Source organism: Cupriavidus sp. MEYA8, from assembly GCF_059278825.1.
Map to the genome: position 1 here is coordinate 2,449,834 of NZ_CM181221.1, position 17,574 is coordinate 2,467,407.

The window sequence follows — 17,574 nt, forward strand, 5'->3', positions numbered from 1 at the left end:
CGCACCGGAATCCCGCAATGCCTACTGCGCCGAGAACACCTGCCGCAGGTAGGACAGGTAGCCGACATCGTCGCACATGGTCTTTTCCGGCGTGTCCGACAGCTTGGCCACGGGCTGGCCATTGCAGCGCACCATCTTGATCACGATCTGCAGCGGCGTGTAGCCGAGATCGTTGGTCAGGTTGGTGCCGACGCCGAAGGCCAGCCGGCAGCGGCCGTGGAAGCGCTGGAACAGCTCGATCACGCGCGGCACGTCCAGGCTGTCGCTGAAGATCAGCGTCTTGGTGCGCGGGTCGACGCGGTTGGCGGCGTAATGCGCCACCATGCGCTCGCCCCAAACGATCGGGTCGCCCGAATCATGGCGCACGCCGTCGAACAGCTTGCAGAAGTACAGGTCGAAGTCGCGCAGGAAGGCATCGAAGCCATAGGTATCTGACAGCGCGATGCCAAGGTCGCCACGGTACTCGCGCGCCCAGCGTTCGAGCGCGTACACCTGCGAATCGCGCAGGCGCGGCCCCAGCGCCTGGCAGGCCTGCAGGTATTCGTGCGCCATCGTGCCGAGCGGCACCATGTTATGCAGGCGGGCGAAATGGACGTTGCTGGTGCCGGCCAGCTGCGAACCGAGCTCGCGCCGCATGGTCAGCAGCACCTCTTCCTGCCAGTCGCGCGAGAAGCGCCGGCGCGTGCCATAGTCGGCGATGACGCAATCGGCTAATTCCGGCGGCTGCAGCAGCGCCAGCTTGTTCTCCAGCCGGCTGCGCCCGACGGCCAGGTCAGGCCGCGGCTGGGTGCGACGGAAGTAGACCTCGTTGACGATCGCCAGCACCGGCACTTCGAACAGGATGGTATGAAGCCAGGGGCCGATGATCGAGATCTCGATCTCGCCGTTGCCCTGCGGCGCCTCGCGCACCGACACGTACTTCTCGTTCAGGTGGAACAGGCCGAGGAAGTCGATGAAATCGCTCTTGATGAAGCGCAGGCCGCGCAGGTAGGCGAGTTCGTCATCGGTAAAGCGCAACTGGCACAGGTGCGCGATCTCGGCACGGATCTCGTCGATATACGGCGTCAGGTCGACGCCGGCGTTGCGGCACTTGAAGCGATATTCGACCTGCGCCTGCGGAAACTGGTGCAGGACCACCTGCATCATCGTGAACTTGTACAGGTCGGTGTCGAGCAGAGACTGGATAATCATGGCTAGCCAGAAGGCGATGTGCCGGGTCAGGCTGACATGCTAACCGAGACGGCACGCGTCCGGGGCGCTGACAGGCGTTCAAGCGCCGTCGAGGAACGGCTGCGGCGCGCGCAGGACCGGCTTGCCGGCCGTCCTGCCCTGCAGGCACCACAGCGCGCGGCCGTCGCTCCCGGGGCACGACACCAGCGTGGCGGCACTGCGCGGCACGCGTTGCGGCAGCGGCTCGGCAAAGGCGCCGTCCTCGGCAAGGATGCGCTCGGTGTAGACCGCCGCGCCCGCGCGCTCGAAGCGCAGCACCTGCATCCGGTCCCCCGGTTTCGGGTTCAACTCGGGTCCGCAAGGCATCAGGCCGGCACGGCCGCAATGGGCGATGGCATCGCCCGCGGGGGAATCGGTCACGGTGAAGTAGTCCCAGTCGAAGCCGGTCAATGCGGGCAAGGCAACCGGCGCCTCCGATCGCGCGCGCCATGCCACCAGCCGGGACACCACGCTGTCCGCCATGCCCGGCTGGACCAGGGCTTGCGCAGCGGCGGTCGGTGTCATCGCCGGAAATGCCGCCAGCATCACAAGCAGGGATAGCAAGGCGGCGCGGCGGCAATCACGAAGCTGGCGTGGCATACGAATCTCCCGGCGTGGAGGCATGTGGCACTCAGGCGGCCTCATCATGCCTGCGGTTGCGCAAGCACGCCAGCGGGCCGCCATGTCTTGGATCAAAAGTACATAAAGAAATAAGAAAACTATCTGATCCAGCTATATAGACCCGCTATCCTTGCCAGAAGGCTCGGCTACAATACCGGTTCCCGAAAGGCCACGGCCGGCGCTCGTCCCGCCATACCTGCCCGCCAAGGCAGATGGAGGCGTCCGCCGGCAAGAAGCGGCCCAACAGTTTCCCATTAAAAGCCGACCCGTTTTCCTGGAACCGAAATGACTCACGTTGTCACCGAATCCTGCATCCGTTGCCGCTATACAGACTGCGTTGACGTATGTCCGGTGGATTGTTTCCGCGAAGGCCCGAACTTCCTGGCCATCGACCCGGATGAGTGCATCGACTGCGCCGTATGCGTGGCCGAGTGCCCGGTGAACGCCATTTACGCCGAGGAAGACGTGCCGGGCGACCAGCAGCAGTTCATTGAACTGAACGCCGAACTGGCGCGCGCCTGGCCTTCCATCACCAAGACCAAGGCCCCGCTGGCCGAGGCCGAGGACTGGAAGGACACCACCGACAAGCTGCAGTACCTGGAGCGCTGAGCGCGCCAGGCTGCAAAGAAGGCCGTCCCCACGCGCTTTCCGCAATGCCGGGCACCCGCGTGCCCAACCAACGTATCAGGACGAATATGGACTTGAGCATTCCAAATCCCGTTGCCGACACGACCAAGCAGGTCGAGGGCGGCAGCCCCGCAGGCGGCCAGCCGCTCGAAATCGACGCGCTGATCGTCGGTGCCGGTCCGGTGGGCCTGTTCCAGGTGTTTGAACTGGGCCTGCTCGAAATCAAGGCCCACGTGATCGATTCCCTGAAAGTCGTTGGCGGCCAGTGCGTGGAGCTGTATCCCGACAAGCCCATCTACGACATCCCGGCCGTGCCCAGCTGCACCGGCCAGGAACTGACCGACAACCTGCTCAAGCAGATCGAGCCGTTCGAGCCCACCTTCCACCTGGGCCAGGAAGTCTCCGTGGTGGAGCGCCGTGAAGACGGCCGCTTCTTCGTCGAGACCTCGCTCGGAACCCGCTTTATCACCAAGACCATCTTCATCGCCGCCGGCGTGGGCTCGTTCCAGCCGCGTACGCTGAAGGTCGAGGGCCTCGACAAGTTCGACGGCAAGCAGCTGTTCTACCGCGTCAAGGATCCGAGCCGCTTCCACGGCCGCAACCTGGTCATCGTCGGCGGCGGCGACTCGGCGCTGGACTGGACGCTGGACCTGGTCGGCAAGGCCGAGTCGGTGGTGATGATCCACCGCCGCGACGGCTTCCGTGCCGCGCCGGCCTCGGTGGCCAAGATGAAGGAACTGTGCGAACAGATGGAGATGCAGTTCCTGGTCGGCCAGATCGGCGGCTATGAAGAGAAGGACGGCGTGCTCACCGAGATCAAGGTGACCGGTGCCGACGGCGTGACCCGCCGCCTGCCGCTGGACGACCTGCTGGTGTTCTTCGGCCTGTCGCCCAAGCTCGGCCCGATCGCCGAGTGGGGCCTGGACCTGGAGCGCAAGCAGATCAAGGTGGATACCGAGAAGTTCCAGACCAATATCCCGGGCATCTTCGCGGTGGGCGACATCAACACCTACCCCGGCAAGAAGAAGCTGATCCTGTCGGGCTTCCACGAGGCCGCGCTGGCTGCGTTCGGGGCTGCGCCGTATATCTTCCCCGAGAAGAAGATCCACATGCAGTACACCACGACTTCGCCGAAGCTGCACAAGGTCCTGGGCGTGGAATCGCCGGTGTTCGACTGAACGGCGCTGCACGGTGCCGCAGAAAAAACCGCCGCAAGGCGGTTTTTTTCTGGCACAAACGAAAAACCGTCGCTATAATGCGGCCTCGCTGTTGACCACCAACGTGGGACGCAGCCAGCCAGCCGCTCCGAAGCACCTGAAGACAAACAAAATGTTGGCAAGGTGTTGACGGCAAAAAGAGAAACTGGCTATAATTTCTTTCTCAGCTGTTCCCCGATAGCTCAGTCGGTAGAGCGACGGACTGTTAATCCGCAGGTCCCTGGTTCGAGCCCAGGTCGGGGAGCCAACCGATACGGAAGCCCGGTGCAAATGCACCGGGCTTTTTCGTTTGTAGCTCGTTGAGGCTTGCGCCCGGGGCTGCCGCAGCGCCCCTGCCCTTCGCCGCCCCTGCCCTCTTCCCTCCGTTTATCCCTGCAGCGTGTTGCCCGCGGCCTTCAGCGCCACGACGATAGCCTCCGCATTGGCTTCGACCCGATGCAGCGGCCCCGCCACCGACATCCCGTAGACGACGCCGCCGAGCGACACCGGAATCGCGATGGCCCCCAGGTCCGGGAACGACTCGCCGAAGTTCGGATACCACCCCTGCGCCTGCCATTGCTGCATCGCTGCCTCGAATACCCGCAGCGAGTCCACCGTGCGCCCGGTGCGCGACGCAAAGGAAACGCCGGCCAGCAGTTCCGCGCGGCTCTCCGCGGCCATGGTGCCAAGGATGGCGCGGCCGATGGAATTGACATGCGCGTCGCGCAGTTCGCCCGGCGCGGCGATATAGCGCACCGGGTTGGCGGACTCGCGCACCTCCAGGTAGAGCACGCGGCCGTCGTCCTGCAGCTTGCCAAAGATCACGGTTTCGCCGGTGTCATCGCGCAGCGACTCCAGCACCGGCTGCACCCGTTCGAGCAGCGGGTCGTTGCGCGCGATGCGCTGGGCGATATCGAGTAACCGCCGCGTGGGGTAATAACCCTGGCGGCGGCCGGTTTCGTACAGGTAGCCCAGCGACGCCAGCGTGCGGATCAGCCCCAGGCAGCTCGACATCGGCGCGCCCAGCAGCTTCGCCAGTTCGGTCAGCGTCAGCGAGCGCCCTTCGCGCGCATAGATCTCCATGATCTCGATCACGCGCAGCGCCGTCTTGACGCTGCCGTAGCCCGATTTTTCCGCCGCTTCGTTTTCTGCCATCGTGGGCTTCCTCGACTTCCGTGTGCTTTGGCCGGAATTGTACGCGGCGTGGGAACGGCACCCGCGGATCCCGGTGCGGCCGGATCAGGTACCGGTGCCGTCCTGCGCCTGTGGCAGACCTTCCGGCCAGCTACGGATATTGCCCGGCGTGCGCGAGAACCGTGTGGGGATGCCGACACCCCGCAGTCGCCCTTCGCTCGGATGGTCGTATTCGAACATCATGCCGGTGGCGCGCAGGTGCGGGTCATCCACCAGGGTGTCGAAATGCGGCAGCTCGCTGTGCGGGATATCGGCATCGCGCAGCAACGCCAGCCACTCCGCGGTGGTGCGCTGCGCGACGATCTCGGCCAGCGTGGCGTAGAGCGCGTCGATATTGGCGCTGCGCGCGGCTGGGGTCGCATAGCGCGGGTCGCGCGCCAGTCCGGCATGGCCTGACAGGTCGAAAAAGCGCAGCCATTGCGCGCTGGTATAGGGCAGCAGCGCGAGATGGCCGTCGCTGGTGCGGTACGGCTTGCGGTGGGCCGACATCACGCGCGGATAGCCGGCAGGGCCGAGCGGCGGCACGAAGGTCTGCCCGGCCAGCTGCTCGGTGGCGAGGAAGGACACCAGCGTTTCGAACATCGGCACCTCGATGGCCTGCCCCTGCCCCGACCGCTCGCGCTCATACAGCGCCATCGGGATCGCATAGGCGACGGTGAGGCCGGCGACCTTGTCCGCCAGGATGGTGTTCACGTACTGCGGCCCCTCGTTCGAGTTGGCGCCCTGGAACTGCGCCATCCCGCTGCGCGCCTGGATGATGTCGTCGAAGGCCGGCGCGCCGGCATACGGGCCCTCCTCCGAATAGCCATAGGCGCCGCAATAGATCAGCCGCGGATGATCCGCACGCAGCGAGGCATAGTCCAGGCCGAGCTTGCGCAACGACTGCGGCCTCACGTTGGAGACGAAGACATCGGCCGTGGCGATCAGCGACTTCAGCTCGGCCAGGTCCTCCGGCTGCTTGACGTCGAGCACGACAAACTGCTTGTTGCGGTTCAGGTTGAGGAAGCTGGCGCCCATCGCGGCGTGGCGCGCCGGCTCGGCATGGCGGAACACATCGCCGGCGGGCGCTTCGACCTTGATCACCTCGGCGCCCATGTCGCCGAGGATCTGCGTGGCGTACGGCCCCATCGCGACCGAGGTCATGTCGATCACCCGCACGCCCGCCAGTGGCCCGGTCGCGGGAGGCGCTTTGTCTTGCATCGTCACCTCCCGTTCAGTACGACTTGGGCAAACCCAGCACACGCTCGGCGATAAAGCACATGATCAGCTGCGGGCTGACCGGCGCGATGCGCGGGATATACGATTCGCGCAGCAGGCGCTCGACGCGGTATTCGCGCGAATAGCCCATGCCGCCCAGCGTCAGGATCGCGGTCTGGCAGGCGTTGTGGCCAGCCTCGGCGGCGAGGTACTTGGCGGCGTTGGCCTCGGCCCCGCAGGACTGCCCCGCGTCGTAGCGCGCGGCGGCCTTCAGCATCATCAGGTTGGCCGATTCCAGCTGCATCCACGCCTGCGCCAGCGGGTGCTGGACGCCCTGGTTCATGCCGATCGGGCGGCCGAAGACCACGCGCTCCTTGGCGTACTGCGTGGCGATTGCCAGCGCGGCGCGGCCCAGTCCGATGGCTTCGGCGGCGATCAGGATGCGCTCGGGGTTCAGGCCATGAAGGATGTATTCGAAGCCCTTGCCCTCTTCGCCGATCCGGTCTTCTTCCGGGATGTACAGGTCGTCGATGAACAGCATGTTGGTATCGACGGCGGCGCGGCCCATCTTGTCGATCTCGCGGATCTCGATGCGGCTGCGGTCCACCTTCGTGTAGAACAGCGACAGGCCTTCGGTCGATTTCTTCACCTGCTCCAGCGGCGTCGTGCGCGCCAGCAACAGCATGCGGTCGGCCACCTGCGCGGTCGAGATCCAGATCTTGCGCCCGCTCACCGAATAGCCGCCCGGCACCTTGCGCGCGAAAGTCTTGAGCTTGGTGGTGTCCAGGCCCGCATCGGGCTCGGTCACGCCAAAGCAGGCCTTTTCCTCGCCGGCGATCAGCGGCGGCAGGAAGCGGCCCTTCTGCTCTTCGGTGCCGAACACCACCACCGGGTTCAGGCCGAACACGTTCATATGCACCGCCGACGCGCCGGTCATGCCCGCGCCCGACTGCGAGATGGTCTGCATCACCAGCGCCGCTTCCAGGATGCCGAGACCGGCGCCGCCGAATGCCTCGGGCATCGCCACGCCCAGCCAGCCGCCCTCGCACAGGGTCTTGTAGAACTCGTGCGGATAGGTGCCGGACTTGTCGAGGCGGTCCCAGTACTCCATGTCGAACTGCGTGCAGACCTGCTGCACGGCTTCGACGATCGATGCCTGTTCTTCGGAGAGATCGAAATTCATGAGATTGCCTGTCAGGTTGTTTATTCCGGCTGGATGCCCGCGTCCTTCACCAGCCGCGACCACTTCTGCAGTTCGGCCACGACAAACTGGTTCAGCTCGGCGGGCGTGCTGCCGAAGGGCTCGAAGCCCAGCGCGTGGAACTGTGCGGCATGCTGCTTGCTGGTGGCGATGGCAACCAGCTCGCGGTTGAGGCGCTCCACCACGGGCGCCGGCACGCCGGCGGGTGCGAATACGCCATTCCAGGACGTGATGTCGAAACCCTTAAGCTCGGGCGCGCTGCCGACCGGCGGCAGGTCCGGCAGCAGCGCACTGCGTTGCACGGTGGTCACCGCCAGCGCGCGCAGCTTGCCGGCGCGCACATTGGCGATGCCCGCGGCAAAGTCGACGAACATCGCCTGCACCTGGCCGCCCATCACGTCGGTCATCGCCGGCGGCGTGCTCTTGTACGGCACGTGCAGCATCTTCAGGCCCGCCATCTTCGACAGCGTCGCGCCGGCGACGATGCCGGTGCTGTTGCCGCTCGCGTAGCTCATGCCAGGATGCGCCCTGGCGTAGTCGATGAATTCGCGCAGCGTCTTCACCGGCAATTGCGGGTTGACCACCAGCATGAACGGCAGGTTGCCCATGCGCGAGACCGGCGTGAAGTCCTTGACCGGGTCGTAGCGCAGCTGTTTCATCAGCGACGGGTTGGCCGAATGCGTGGTGTTGGTGGTCATGAACAGCGTATAGCCGTCGGCCGGCGCCTTGGCGACGAACTCGGCGGCGATGGTGCCGTTGGCGCCCGGCTTGTTGTCGACCACCACCGGCTGCTGCAGCGCTTCGCCCAGGTACTTGGCGGTCAGCCGGGCCACCGCATCGGTGCCGCTGCCGGCTGCGAACGGGACCACCAGGCGCAGCGGCCTGGACGGAAATTCATCGGCGGCCGGCGCCGGTGTTGCAAGCAGCGCGGCGGCAAATCCCACCACCAGGCTGGCGAAAGCGGTCTTGAAGCACTTCACGGTCTGTCTCCTGTCGTTATATGAATTCTTGCCGTGGCCGGCCGCGTCTCAGGCGGGCCGTGTCACACGCTCGGGCGATTCCTCGTACGGTGGGGAATAGATCACCAGGATCCTGGCCGGCTCTTCGCTTACCACCGTGAACACATGCATCTCGTCCGGCGGGAAGAAGCAGCAATCGCCCGGTCCCAGTTCCTTGCGCTGGCCGCCGACTTCTGCGACGGCCCGGCCTTCCAGCACGTAGCACACCTGCTCGATGCCGGGGTGCGCGTGAGGCAGCGCGCCCTTGCCTTTCTCGATGGTGCCGTGAATCACTTCCAGGTGGCGCGAACCCACGGTCTCGGGGCCGATCAGCCGGCGGTTCAGCGTGCCGACGTGGTTGGCGGGGTGGTAGCCCTCGACCTCTTCGGTCGAGATGAAATAAACCGGGGGTTGCGGCACGCTGCTCTCCTGTGTGGATCTCGCCGTACTGGGCGAGTAATTCATATCTATGAATCTTAGTTTATACATATGAATTTAATCGTCAAACAATTTCAGGCATCTTGCGGGTTTACCGGTAGGCAGCGCTTGGGCCATCACCCGCGATTCCGGGTGGGCTGGTGGACAAGCGAAAAAATGCGGATAATTCGCGGCTTGCCGGCCTTTCCTACGGCGCCGATCGAACGCCATTCTTGACAGGTGCGTCGTATACGTGCCATAGTTACGGGCGTATAGCATTCATGGAAACCGGTACTGTCAGGCTCCAAGTTATATCCGGGCCTGGCGCTATCACCCCTGACACTGGTTGCACGGACTGAAACGTCCACATCTTTCAGGTTCGCGGGGGCGCACCGGGCACAAGCCCAGCGTGCAATACCAGTCGCTCCGGCGACAGCAGTTTCCCCCCGTGTGAACCAGCCGCTACCGCGGCAATCCCCTAAAGGACTGAATTGACTAAGATCGTCTTGAAACCCGGTGAGCCCGTTGAAGTTGCAATGCGGCGTTTCCGTCGTGCCATTCTGCAGACTGGCCTGATCGTTGAACTCAAGAGCCGTACCGCTTACGAGAAGCCGACGACCGAGCGCAAGCGCAAGAAGAAGGCCGCCGAAGCACGCCTGCGCAAGCGCCTGCGCATGCAAATGCTGCCGAAGAAGATGTACTGATTCGGGCAAGCTTCGTAAAAAAACCGCCAGTTCGCTGGCGGTTTTTTTATGCCTGCACGAAACGTGCGTCCGGGTCGCGCCCCAGGCTGGCGGCCTTTGCTGCACTGCGCCACCTGAGCGTTGCGCCGATGCCCGGCATAATGGCGGATATTGCGCCCCCTTTTGGGCGCCCACCGGACCCTGCCTTGACTGCCATCCTCGAGTTGCGCAAGGTGCGCAAGCAATACGGCGATACGGTCGTCGTCGATGACCTCGATCTCCAGGTGTTTCGCGGCCAGTGCTTTGGCCTGCTCGGCCCCAACGGCGCCGGCAAGACCACCACGCTGCGCCTGCTGCTGGGCCTGACCACGCCGATGGCCGGCACGCTGATGCTATGCGGCGAGCCCATCCCCGAGCGCGCGCCGCAGGCGCGCATGCGCGTGGGCGTGGTGCCGCAGTTCGACAACCTCGACCCGGATTTCTCGGTGATCGAGAACCTGCGCATCTTCGGGCGTTACTTCGGGCTGTCATCGACCGAGATCGAGCGCCGGGTGCCGAAGCTGCTGGAATTTGCCCGGCTGGAAAACCGTGCCGACGCGCAGGTGCGCGACCTCTCCGGCGGCATGCGCCGGCGCCTGACGGTGGCGCGCGCGCTGATCAACGATCCCGACCTGCTGGTGATGGACGAGCCCACCACCGGACTGGACCCGCAGGCGCGCCACCTGATCTGGGAGCGCCTGAAGTCGCTGATGGCGAGTGGCAAGACCATCCTGCTGACTACGCACTTCATGGAAGAAGCCGAACGGCTGTGCAACTACCTGTGCGTGATCGACGGCGGGCGCAAGATCGCGGAAGGCAAGCCGCACGAGCTGATCGACAGCCAGATCGGCTGCGATGTGGTCGAGGTCTACGGCGATGAACTGGGCACGCTGCGCGGCACGCTGACACCGCTGGCGCAGCGCACCGAAATGAGCGGCGAGACGCTGTTCTGCTACGTGCGCGAGCCCGCCCCGCTGCTGGCGGCGCTGCACGGCAAGAACGGCGTGCGCTACCTGCACCGCCCGGCCAACCTGGAGGACGTGTTCCTCAAGCTGACCGGCCGCGAGATGCGGGACTGAACCAGGGACTGACATGAGCGAACAGGATCCCCGCACCGACACCTCCGACACCTCCGACACCTCCGACACGCCCGCCATCGCCACCCGGAGCGCTGGCCCGGCCGCGCGCCAGACCTATCCACAGCCGCTGCTGCCACGCAACATGCGCAACTGGATGATGGTCTGGTACCGCAACTACCTGGTGTGGAGGAAGCTGGCCATCCCGTCGATGATCGGCAACCTGGCCGATCCGATGATCTACCTGTTCGGCCTCGGCCTCGGGCTGGGGCTGATGGTGGGCCAGGTCAACGGCGTGTCGTACATCGCCTTCCTCGCCGCCGGCACCACCGCATCGAGCGTGATGATGTCGGCCAGCTTCGAGTCGATGTACTCCGCCTTCTCGCGCATGCACGTGCAGCGCACCTGGGAAGCGATCATGCACGCGCCGCTGACATTGGGCGACGTGGTGCTGGGCGAGATCTTCTGGGCGGCCAGCAAGGCGGTGCTGTCGGGCCTGGCGATCATGCTGGTGGCGGCCGCGCTGGGCTATGCGCAAATGCCGGGCGCGCTGCTGGCGCTGCCGGTGATCGTGCTGGCCGGCATTGCCTTCGCCGCGCTGGCGATGATCGTCACCGCGCTGGCGCCCAGCTACGACTTCTTTATGTTCTACCAGACGCTGGCGATGACGCCGATGCTGCTGCTGTCGGGCGTGTTCTTTCCGGTGGAGCAATTGCCCGAAGGCGTGCAGGCGGCCACCAGGCTGCTGCCGCTGGCGCACGCGGTCGATCTGATCCGGCCGCTGATGCTGGGCCGGCCCGTGGAAGGCGCCAGCCTGCATCTTGCCGTGCTCGCAGCCTATGCGGTGGCCGCGCTGGTGGTTTCGCTGGTGCTGCTGCGCCGGCGGATGTTGCGCTGAGGTTGCACGCGCGGGCTCAGGCGCTGCCCACCAGCTTGAGCCCGATTGCCCACACCACTTCGAACAGCCCTGCCAGGGCCAGCAGTGTCCATGCCATACCGAAATTTCCCGTTGCAGCGTACCGTGCGCAACGATAGCGGAGAACCCGCCACCTTGCAGCGCGTTGCCTTGGCGTTGGGGGCCGCGTTGGCTACCTTTTCGCTGGGCGGCTGCATGGTGATGGCCGTGGGCAGTGCCGCGGTTTCGACCGTGGCAACCGTCGGTTCCGCCGCGGTCAGCGTGGCCTCGACCGCAGTAGGTACTACTTACGACATCACCGCTGCCGGCGTGAAAGCGGTGGCCGGCAGCGACGATCCGCCGCCGGCGCAGGAAGCACCGTAAGCGCGGGCAGCCTCGCAGGCTGTCTTACTCGCCCAGGCCGCGCAGCAGGTCGGCCTTCAGGTCCTCGACCGATTCCAGCCCCACCGCCAGCCGGATCAGCCCTTCGCCCACGCCTGCGGCCGCCTTGGCCTCCGGGCTCACGCGTGCATGCGTGGTGGTGTACGGGTGCGTGATGGTGGTGCGGGTATCGCCCAGGTTTCCGGTGATCGAGCACAGACGCGTGTTGTCGATCACGCGCCAGGCGTTGGCGCGCTGCTGCTCGGGCGTGGCGCCCTTCAGCTCGAACGAAACGATCGCGCCGCCACCGCTCTGCTGACGCATGGCAATCTCGTGCTGCGGGTGCGACTGCAGCGCCGGGTGGAACACGCGCGCCACGGCCGGATGCGACTCCAGGAACTGCGCCAGCGCCAGCGCGCTGGACGAATGGCGCTCCATGCGGATCGCCAGCGTCTCCATGCCCTTGAGCAGTACCCACGCGTTGAACGCCGACAGCGTCGGGCCGGCGGTGCGCACAAACGGGAACACCTTGCCCATGATGAAATCGTGCGAGCCCAGCACCGCGCCGCCCAGCACGCGGCCCTGGCCATCGATATGCTTGGTGGCGGAATGCACCACGATGTCGGCGCCGAACTTCATCGGCTGCTGCAGCGCGGGCGAGCAGAAGCAGTTGTCGACCACCAGCAGCGCATTGGCGTTGTGGGCAATGTCCGCCACGGCCGCGATGTCGGCCACTTCGGTCAGCGGATTCGACGGCGTCTCCAGGAAGAACAGCTTCGTGTTCGGCCGCACCGCCGCGCGCCACGCCTCGAGGTCGGTCGGATCGACAAAGGTCGTCTCCACGCCGAACTTGCCGAAGATATTGTTGAACAGCGTCATGGTCGAACCGAAGATCGCGCGCGAGCTGACCAGGTGATCGCCCGCCTGCATCGACGACAGCACCACCGACAGGATCGCGCTCATGCCCGACGCCGTGGCCATGCAGGCCTGCGCCCCTTCCAGCGCGGCCAGCCGCGACTGGAACATCGACACGGTCGGGTTGGTGAAGCGTGAATAGGTGAAGCCCTCTTCCGAGTTGGCAAAGCGTTCGGCGGCCTCGGCGGCGCTGTTGAAGCAGAAGCTCGAGGTCAGGTAAATGGCCTCGGAATGCTCCATGAACTCGCTGCGCAGCGTGCCGGCGCGCACGCCAAGGGTATCGATGCCGAGCGATTCAGGATTGAGCGGTTCGTTCATGCTGGTGGCGCGGTCGTACCCGCGCGAATGCAATGGTTGCGGCCCGCCGCGGCAAGGCGGCCGGCCATGAAAAAAGCCCGTGCGATCGGATGGTCGGATCGACGGGCTTGCTGTTCTGCGGCGGCCTTCGGCAGGCTGTGGCGATGGGTGGACGCGTTGCGCAGCACTGTGCGCATTGGCGAATCTTGCCGGCCACCATCTCTTTAGCTGTTTCGGGCTGGACCCGCGTCCGCAAGCTGACTATCAAATCGACGCCCGGCCATGTTACGGCCGGGCGTCGCATCCGTCAACGAACGGACATGCCGCGGGACAGGCTTGCGGCTTACTCGTTGTTGCCCGAGCGCTGCAGGTGCAGCGCCGAGCGCTCGGTGTCGGCCGCGGTGCCGTCGCGGTCGGCCTGGCTGCGCGCGGTTTCCAGGCGGTCCAGGTAGGCCTCGTCGATATCGCCGGTGACGTAGCGGCCATCGAAGCACGAAGCATCGAAGTCCTTCAGCGCCGGATTGATGTCGCGCACCGCCTGCTTCATCGCTTCCACCTCCTGGTACACGAGCTTGTCCGCGCCGATGATCTTTGCGATCTCTTCGTGCGTGCGGCCGTGCGCCACCAGTTCACTGCGGGTCGGCATGTCGATGCCGTACACGTTGGGGAACTTCACCGGCGGCGCGGCCGAGGCGAAGATCACCTTGTTGGCGCCGGCGTCGCGCGCCATCTGCACGATCTCGAACGAGGTGGTGCCGCGCACGATCGAGTCATCGACGATCAGCACGTTCTTGCCCTTGAACTCGACGCCCATGGCGTTGAGCTTCTGGCGCACCGACTTCTTGCGCACTGCCTGGCCGGGCATGATGAAGGTACGGCCGACGTAGCGGTTCTTGAAGAAACCTTCGCGGTAGTTCACGCCCAGGCGGTTGGCCACCTGCATCGCGGCCGGGCGGCTGGAGTCGGGGATCGGCATCACCACGTCGATGTCGCCGGCCGACACTTCCTGGCGGATCTTCTCGGCCAGGTAGTCGCCCATGCGCAGGCGCGCGTCGTAGACCGGTACGCCATCGATGCACGAATCCGGGCGGGCCAGGTAGACGTACTCGAAAATGCAGGACGTCAGCGCCGGGTTGTCGGCGCACTGCTTGCTGTAGAGCTTGCCGTCCAGGTCGATGAAGATGGCCTCGCCCGCAGCCACGTCGCGCTCGAACTTGTAGCCGATGCCTTCCAGCGCCACCGATTCGGAGGCAACCATCCACTCCTTGCCCGACGGCGTCTCGACGCTGCCCAGGCACAGCGGGCGGATGCCGAACGGATCGCGCACCGCCAGCATGCCGTAGCCGGCGATCTGCGCCGCGATGGCGTACGAGCCGCGCACGCGGCGGTGCATGCCCGCAACGGCCTTGAAGATGGTTTCCGGGTCCAGCGCCATGCCGTTGCTGGCGCGCTGCAGCTCGTCGGCCAGCACGTTCAGCAGCACTTCGGTGTCGGAGTGGGTGTTGATATGGCGACGATCGCGGCGGAACATTTCCTCGCGCAGCTGTTGCCAGTTGGTCAGGTTGCCGTTATGCGCCAGGATGATGCCGTACGGGGCGTTGACGTAGAACGGCTGCGCCTCTTCCTCGCTCGAGGCCGAGCCGGCGGTCGGGTAGCGCACCTGGCCGATGCCCGCGGTGCCCGGCAGGCCGCGCATGTTGCGGGTACGGAAGACGTCGCGCACCAGGCCGTTGGCCTTGTACATGTGGAAAGTACTGCCGTTGGCGGTGGCGATGCCGGCAGCATCCTGTCCGCGGTGTTGCAACAACAGCAGGCTGTCGTAAATCAGTTGGTTGACAGGCGTGGCTGAAACCACACCGACGATACCGCACATGCCAAGCTCCCAGGAAAGGCTTTGAATCAGGGGGCGCAGCCTGGTCCGGCTAACCTTCCGGACCGCAAGGCCTGCGTACTACTGGCCGGGCACCATGCCCGGCTTCATGTCATGTCTTGACGTACTTCGCCAGCTCCGGCGGCAGCCATGGCTTTACCGATTCCATGGCCTGCATCACATAGGGACGGCTCACCGCATCGCGCCAGAACGGTTCTTCCGGCAATTTCGTCAGGCTGGCGAGCGTCACCATCACCATCACCAGCAGCGCGCCGCGCAGCAATCCGAACACCAGCCCGAGCCCGCGGTCCGCCGGCTTGAGGCCCGTGCTCTCCAGCAACTGCCCGACCACCATGCCGGCCAGCGACGCCCCGAGCACGGTGCCGATCAGCAGCACCACGAAACCCAGCGCGTGGCGTGCCAGCTCGCCGCCGGGCAGCGACTCGGGCATCCAGCCCGCGGCCACCGCGCCGTAGCGGAACGCGACCCAGAACGCCACCACCCAGCCGATCAGCGACAGCACCTCGCGCACCAGGCCGCGCAGCACGCCCAGCGCGCCCGAGGCCAGCAGGATGAAGACCACGGCGTAGTCGAAGAAAGTCGGCTGCATCGTTGCTCGCTGCCGCGCCCATGCGCCAGGCAGCGCTAGCCCTTACTGTTCGATTACCTTCGAGGTCAGGCCCGCCGCGCGCACGCGCTTGTCGGCGGCATCGGCGGCGTCGCGGTCGCTGAAGGGACCGGCGCGCAGCAGGATGCGCTCGCCGTCGGCCAGCACTTTCTTTTCCACATAGGCCGGCACCTTGCTCGCCTTGAGCTTGGCCAGCCAGGTCTTCGCCTTCTCTTCCGACGAGAACGCGCCGATCAGGATCAGGTACTTGCCGCTGCCCTGGGGCTTGGCCTCAGGCTTGGCTTCGGGCTTAGCGTCGGGCTTGGCCTCGGCGCGCTGGATGGGCTTGTCGGCGGGCTTGTCCGCCGTATTGACGATTTCCTCGCCGGCATCGAGCGCCGCCGCGTCGCTGCGGGCCGCCGGCGCCGGCGGCAGCGGGTCGGCCTTGCGCGGCTCGACGCGGGGCTTGCTGCTGCCCTGCCCGCCGCTCACCTTGACCGCGACATCGTCGGCCACCGGGCGCGGCTTGGTCTCGAACACGATCGGCAACACGATCACCGCGGCCACCACCAGCACCACGGCGCCGATCAGGCGGCGGCGCGCGCGCTGCTTCTGCGGGAATTCAGGGTCCAGCGTGTCGTCGGCATATTCGTCGGCGAGACGGCTCGACGAGGCGATGCCTGCACCGGGGTCGTTGCGCTGGCGGCGCGCACGCTCCGGTGCCGGGTCGTTGCCCTTGCGGGAAGAAAACAGCGAAAGCAGGCCCATAGATTGGTTCGGTGCGACAGCCCCCTCAGGCAGGGGCCGGTCGTTGCGTTTGCCGCTCAGTGCCAGGTCAGTTGGCTTGGGTGGCCCGGTAGGCCATCACGCCGGCGACGGTATAGAACGATCCGAAGACCAGAATTCTATCATTCTCGGTCGCTCTCTCCATGGCGTCGCGGAATGCCGCCTCCGGACTGGAAAAGCAGGCGGCGGTGGCGTCGGGGCCGGCGCGGAAACCGCCCCCCTCAAGTGTCGCCAGCACGTCGGCGGCGCTGGCGGCGCGCTCGGTCGGCAGGTCGCACAGGCACCAGTGGTCGACCTTGTCGGCCACATGCTGCAGCACGCCGGCAATATCCTTGTCCTGCATCGCGCCGAACACCGCATAGGTGTAGCGGAAGAAGCCCATGTTCTCCAGGTTCTGCCCCAGCGTGGCGGCCGCATGCGGATTATGCGCCACATCGAGGATCACCGCGGGCCGTCCCGGCAGCACCTGGAAGCGTCCCGGCAGCTCGACGAACGCCAGCCCGTTGCGCACTTCCTGCGCGCTCACCGGCAATTGCGGGCGCATGGCCTGCAGCGCGGCCAGCACGGCGGCGGCGTTCAGCAGCTGGTTGGCGCCGCGCAGCGCGGGGTAGCCCAGGCCATTGAGCTTGCGCCCGCCACCGCTCCAGTCCCATTGCTGGCGTTCCTGGCCCTTGGCCGCGTGGAAGTGGAAATCGCGGCCCACCAGCCACAGCTCGGCGCCGATGGCTTCGGCATGCGCCACCAGCGACTTGGGCGGCACCGGGTCGCCGCAGACCGCCGGCACGCCCGGGCGGAAGATGCCGGCCTTTTCAAAGCCGATTTCCTCGCGCGTGTTGCCCAGGTACTGGGTGTGGTCGATATCGACGCTGGTGACGATGGCGCAGTCGGTATCGATCACATTGGTCGCATCCAGGCGGCCGCCCAGCCCGACTTCGAGGATGATCGCGTCCAGGCCGGAAGCCGCGAAGAAATGGATGATCGCCAGCGTGGTGAACTCGAAGTAGGTCAGGCTGACCGGGTCGGCAAAGCTGTTGCGCGCGCGCTCGACCGCCTCGAAGTGCGGCAGCAGCTGCGCGTCGGTCGCCATCTCGCCATTGAGGCGCGCCCGCTCGTTGAACGAGATCAGGTGCGGCGAGGTATGGCAGCCCACCTTGTAGCCCGCCTCCAGCAGGATGCGCTCAAGCATGGCGCAGGTCGAACCCTTGCCGTTGGTGCCACCCACGGTGAAGACCGTGGCGTCGATGCGCAGCCCGAGGGCTTCCTTGACGCGCGTGATGCGCGTCAGGCCCATGTCGATGCCCACGGGGTGGGCGGTTTCGAGATGGGTAAGCCATTCGGGCAGCGTATGGAAGACAGGCATTTCAG

General features: G+C 65.9%; 18 protein-coding genes and 1 tRNA gene. 7 read left to right on the forward strand and 12 right to left on the reverse strand.

All coding sequences use genetic code 11. From position 1 onward, the window contains the following. Window positions 1-21: 21 nt before the first annotated feature. Both pncB and AC5WJ1_RS11365 read right to left on the reverse strand, forming a co-directional pair. Window positions 22-1,191, reverse strand: coding sequence for a nicotinate phosphoribosyltransferase (pncB, locus tag AC5WJ1_RS11360; protein WP_135705573.1), 1,170 nt, complete (start codon window positions 1,189-1,191; stop codon window positions 22-24). A 78-nt stretch (window positions 1,192-1,269) separates the two neighbouring features. Next, window positions 1,270-1,809, reverse strand: a complete 540-nt coding sequence (locus tag AC5WJ1_RS11365) for a hypothetical protein (RefSeq protein WP_135705574.1) — start codon at window positions 1,807-1,809, stop codon at window positions 1,270-1,272. Window positions 1,810-2,115: 306 nt separating this feature from the next. Between AC5WJ1_RS11365 and fdxA the strand changes: the two genes are divergently transcribed. The 3 genes from fdxA (at window position 2,116) to AC5WJ1_RS11380 (ending at window position 3,921) form a co-directional block, all read left to right on the forward strand. Then, the gene (gene fdxA, locus AC5WJ1_RS11370; protein ID WP_133095510.1) at window positions 2,116-2,439 is read left to right on the forward strand and encodes a ferredoxin FdxA; all 324 of its coding nucleotides are present in this window, start codon (window positions 2,116-2,118) and stop codon (window positions 2,437-2,439) included. Window positions 2,440-2,525: 86 nt separating this feature from the next. Further along, complete coding sequence (locus tag AC5WJ1_RS11375; RefSeq protein ID WP_133095509.1) at window positions 2,526-3,635, forward strand: NAD(P)/FAD-dependent oxidoreductase; 1,110 nt, start codon at window positions 2,526-2,528, stop codon at window positions 3,633-3,635. Between the two features lie 210 nt (window positions 3,636-3,845). Then, a tRNA-Asn gene (locus AC5WJ1_RS11380) sits at window positions 3,846-3,921 on the forward strand. Between the two features lie 119 nt (window positions 3,922-4,040). Here the strand turns inward: AC5WJ1_RS11380 and AC5WJ1_RS11385 are convergent. The 5 genes from AC5WJ1_RS11385 to AC5WJ1_RS11405 all read right to left on the reverse strand — a co-directional run bounded on the left by AC5WJ1_RS11385 (window position 4,041) and on the right by AC5WJ1_RS11405 (window position 8,663). Then, entirely contained in the window at window positions 4,041-4,808 is a 768-nt protein-coding gene (locus AC5WJ1_RS11385; protein ID WP_133095508.1) for an IclR family transcriptional regulator, read from the reverse strand. 84 nt (window positions 4,809-4,892) lie between these two features. Then, window positions 4,893-6,047 (reverse strand): CaiB/BaiF CoA transferase family protein, encoded by a 1,155-nt coding sequence (locus tag AC5WJ1_RS11390; protein WP_135705575.1) that lies wholly within the window; start codon window positions 6,045-6,047, stop codon window positions 4,893-4,895. 13 nt (window positions 6,048-6,060) lie between these two features. Continuing rightward, entirely contained in the window at window positions 6,061-7,227 is a 1,167-nt protein-coding gene (locus tag AC5WJ1_RS11395) for an acyl-CoA dehydrogenase family protein (RefSeq protein WP_494476086.1), read from the reverse strand. A 20-nt stretch (window positions 7,228-7,247) separates the two neighbouring features. Further along, on the reverse strand, window positions 7,248-8,225 hold the full coding sequence (locus AC5WJ1_RS11400; protein ID WP_135705577.1) for a Bug family tripartite tricarboxylate transporter substrate binding protein: 978 nt from the start codon (window positions 8,223-8,225) through the stop codon (window positions 7,248-7,250). 48 nt (window positions 8,226-8,273) lie between these two features. Beyond that, complete coding sequence (locus AC5WJ1_RS11405) at window positions 8,274-8,663, reverse strand: cupin domain-containing protein (RefSeq protein ID WP_135705578.1); 390 nt, start codon at window positions 8,661-8,663, stop codon at window positions 8,274-8,276. A gap of 488 nt (window positions 8,664-9,151) precedes the next feature. Between AC5WJ1_RS11405 and rpsU the strand changes: the two genes are divergently transcribed. The 4 genes from rpsU to AC5WJ1_RS11425 all read left to right on the forward strand — a co-directional run bounded on the left by rpsU (window position 9,152) and on the right by AC5WJ1_RS11425 (window position 11,737). Then, a complete protein-coding gene (rpsU, locus tag AC5WJ1_RS11410) occupies window positions 9,152-9,364 on the forward strand; it encodes a 30S ribosomal protein S21 (protein ID WP_010814647.1) in 213 nt (70 codons plus the stop codon). A gap of 140 nt (window positions 9,365-9,504) precedes the next feature. Continuing rightward, the gene (gene nodI / locus AC5WJ1_RS11415; protein ID WP_205751667.1) at window positions 9,505-10,461 is read left to right on the forward strand and encodes a nodulation factor ABC transporter ATP-binding protein NodI; all 957 of its coding nucleotides are present in this window, start codon (window positions 9,505-9,507) and stop codon (window positions 10,459-10,461) included. A 13-nt stretch (window positions 10,462-10,474) separates the two neighbouring features. Then, window positions 10,475-11,356: an ABC transporter permease gene (locus AC5WJ1_RS11420; protein ID WP_133095502.1), complete on the forward strand. Its 882-nt coding sequence runs from the start codon at window positions 10,475-10,477 to the stop codon at window positions 11,354-11,356. Window positions 11,357-11,446: 90 nt separating this feature from the next. Then, window positions 11,447-11,737 (forward strand): hypothetical protein, encoded by a 291-nt coding sequence (locus AC5WJ1_RS11425; RefSeq protein WP_240745887.1) that lies wholly within the window; start codon window positions 11,447-11,449, stop codon window positions 11,735-11,737. A 24-nt stretch (window positions 11,738-11,761) separates the two neighbouring features. Here AC5WJ1_RS11425 and AC5WJ1_RS11430 read toward each other — a convergent pair whose 3' ends face one another. The 5 genes from AC5WJ1_RS11430 to folC all read right to left on the reverse strand — a co-directional run bounded on the left by AC5WJ1_RS11430 (window position 11,762) and on the right by folC (window position 17,569). Beyond that, complete coding sequence (locus AC5WJ1_RS11430) at window positions 11,762-12,967, reverse strand: O-succinylhomoserine sulfhydrylase (protein ID WP_133095501.1); 1,206 nt, start codon at window positions 12,965-12,967, stop codon at window positions 11,762-11,764. 322 nt (window positions 12,968-13,289) lie between these two features. Next, a complete protein-coding gene (purF, locus tag AC5WJ1_RS11435; protein ID WP_133095500.1) occupies window positions 13,290-14,819 on the reverse strand; it encodes an amidophosphoribosyltransferase in 1,530 nt (509 codons plus the stop codon). Between the two features lie 109 nt (window positions 14,820-14,928). Continuing rightward, complete coding sequence (locus AC5WJ1_RS11440) at window positions 14,929-15,426, reverse strand: CvpA family protein (protein WP_029046270.1); 498 nt, start codon at window positions 15,424-15,426, stop codon at window positions 14,929-14,931. A 42-nt stretch (window positions 15,427-15,468) separates the two neighbouring features. Continuing rightward, complete coding sequence (locus tag AC5WJ1_RS11445) at window positions 15,469-16,191, reverse strand: SPOR domain-containing protein (protein WP_494476087.1); 723 nt, start codon at window positions 16,189-16,191, stop codon at window positions 15,469-15,471. A gap of 67 nt (window positions 16,192-16,258) precedes the next feature. Further along, window positions 16,259-17,569 (reverse strand): bifunctional tetrahydrofolate synthase/dihydrofolate synthase, encoded by a 1,311-nt coding sequence (gene folC / locus AC5WJ1_RS11450; protein ID WP_133095498.1) that lies wholly within the window; start codon window positions 17,567-17,569, stop codon window positions 16,259-16,261. Between the last annotated feature and the right edge of the window lie 5 nt (window positions 17,570-17,574).

Excerpts from the sequence above, each read along its gene's own strand:
- purF (WP_133095500.1), bottom strand. The coding sequence starts at position 14,819 with ATGTGCGGTATCGTCGGTGTGGTTTCAGCCACGCCTGTCAACCAACTG.
- AC5WJ1_RS11420 (WP_133095502.1), top strand. The coding sequence starts at position 10,475 with ATGAGCGAACAGGATCCCCGCACCGACACCTCCGACACCTCCGACACC.
- AC5WJ1_RS11365 (WP_135705574.1), bottom strand. The coding sequence starts at position 1,809 with ATGCCACGCCAGCTTCGTGATTGCCGCCGCGCCGCCTTGCTATCCCTG.
- AC5WJ1_RS11385 (WP_133095508.1), bottom strand. The coding sequence starts at position 4,808 with ATGGCAGAAAACGAAGCGGCGGAAAAATCGGGCTACGGCAGCGTCAAG.
- AC5WJ1_RS11440 (WP_029046270.1), bottom strand. The coding sequence starts at position 15,426 with ATGCAGCCGACTTTCTTCGACTACGCCGTGGTCTTCATCCTGCTGGCC.
- AC5WJ1_RS11425 (WP_240745887.1), top strand. The coding sequence starts at position 11,447 with ATGCCATACCGAAATTTCCCGTTGCAGCGTACCGTGCGCAACGATAGC.
- AC5WJ1_RS11445 (WP_494476087.1), bottom strand. The coding sequence starts at position 16,191 with ATGGGCCTGCTTTCGCTGTTTTCTTCCCGCAAGGGCAACGACCCGGCA.
- folC (WP_133095498.1), bottom strand. The coding sequence starts at position 17,569 with ATGCCTGTCTTCCATACGCTGCCCGAATGGCTTACCCATCTCGAAACC.
- pncB (WP_135705573.1), bottom strand. The coding sequence starts at position 1,191 with ATGATTATCCAGTCTCTGCTCGACACCGACCTGTACAAGTTCACGATG.
- AC5WJ1_RS11395 (WP_494476086.1), bottom strand. The coding sequence starts at position 7,227 with ATGAATTTCGATCTCTCCGAAGAACAGGCATCGATCGTCGAAGCCGTG.
- AC5WJ1_RS11390 (WP_135705575.1), bottom strand. The coding sequence starts at position 6,047 with ATGCAAGACAAAGCGCCTCCCGCGACCGGGCCACTGGCGGGCGTGCGG.
- fdxA (WP_133095510.1), top strand. The coding sequence starts at position 2,116 with ATGACTCACGTTGTCACCGAATCCTGCATCCGTTGCCGCTATACAGAC.
- AC5WJ1_RS11430 (WP_133095501.1), bottom strand. The coding sequence starts at position 12,967 with ATGAACGAACCGCTCAATCCTGAATCGCTCGGCATCGATACCCTTGGC.
- nodI (WP_205751667.1), top strand. The coding sequence starts at position 9,505 with ATGGCGGATATTGCGCCCCCTTTTGGGCGCCCACCGGACCCTGCCTTG.
- AC5WJ1_RS11375 (WP_133095509.1), top strand. The coding sequence starts at position 2,526 with ATGGACTTGAGCATTCCAAATCCCGTTGCCGACACGACCAAGCAGGTC.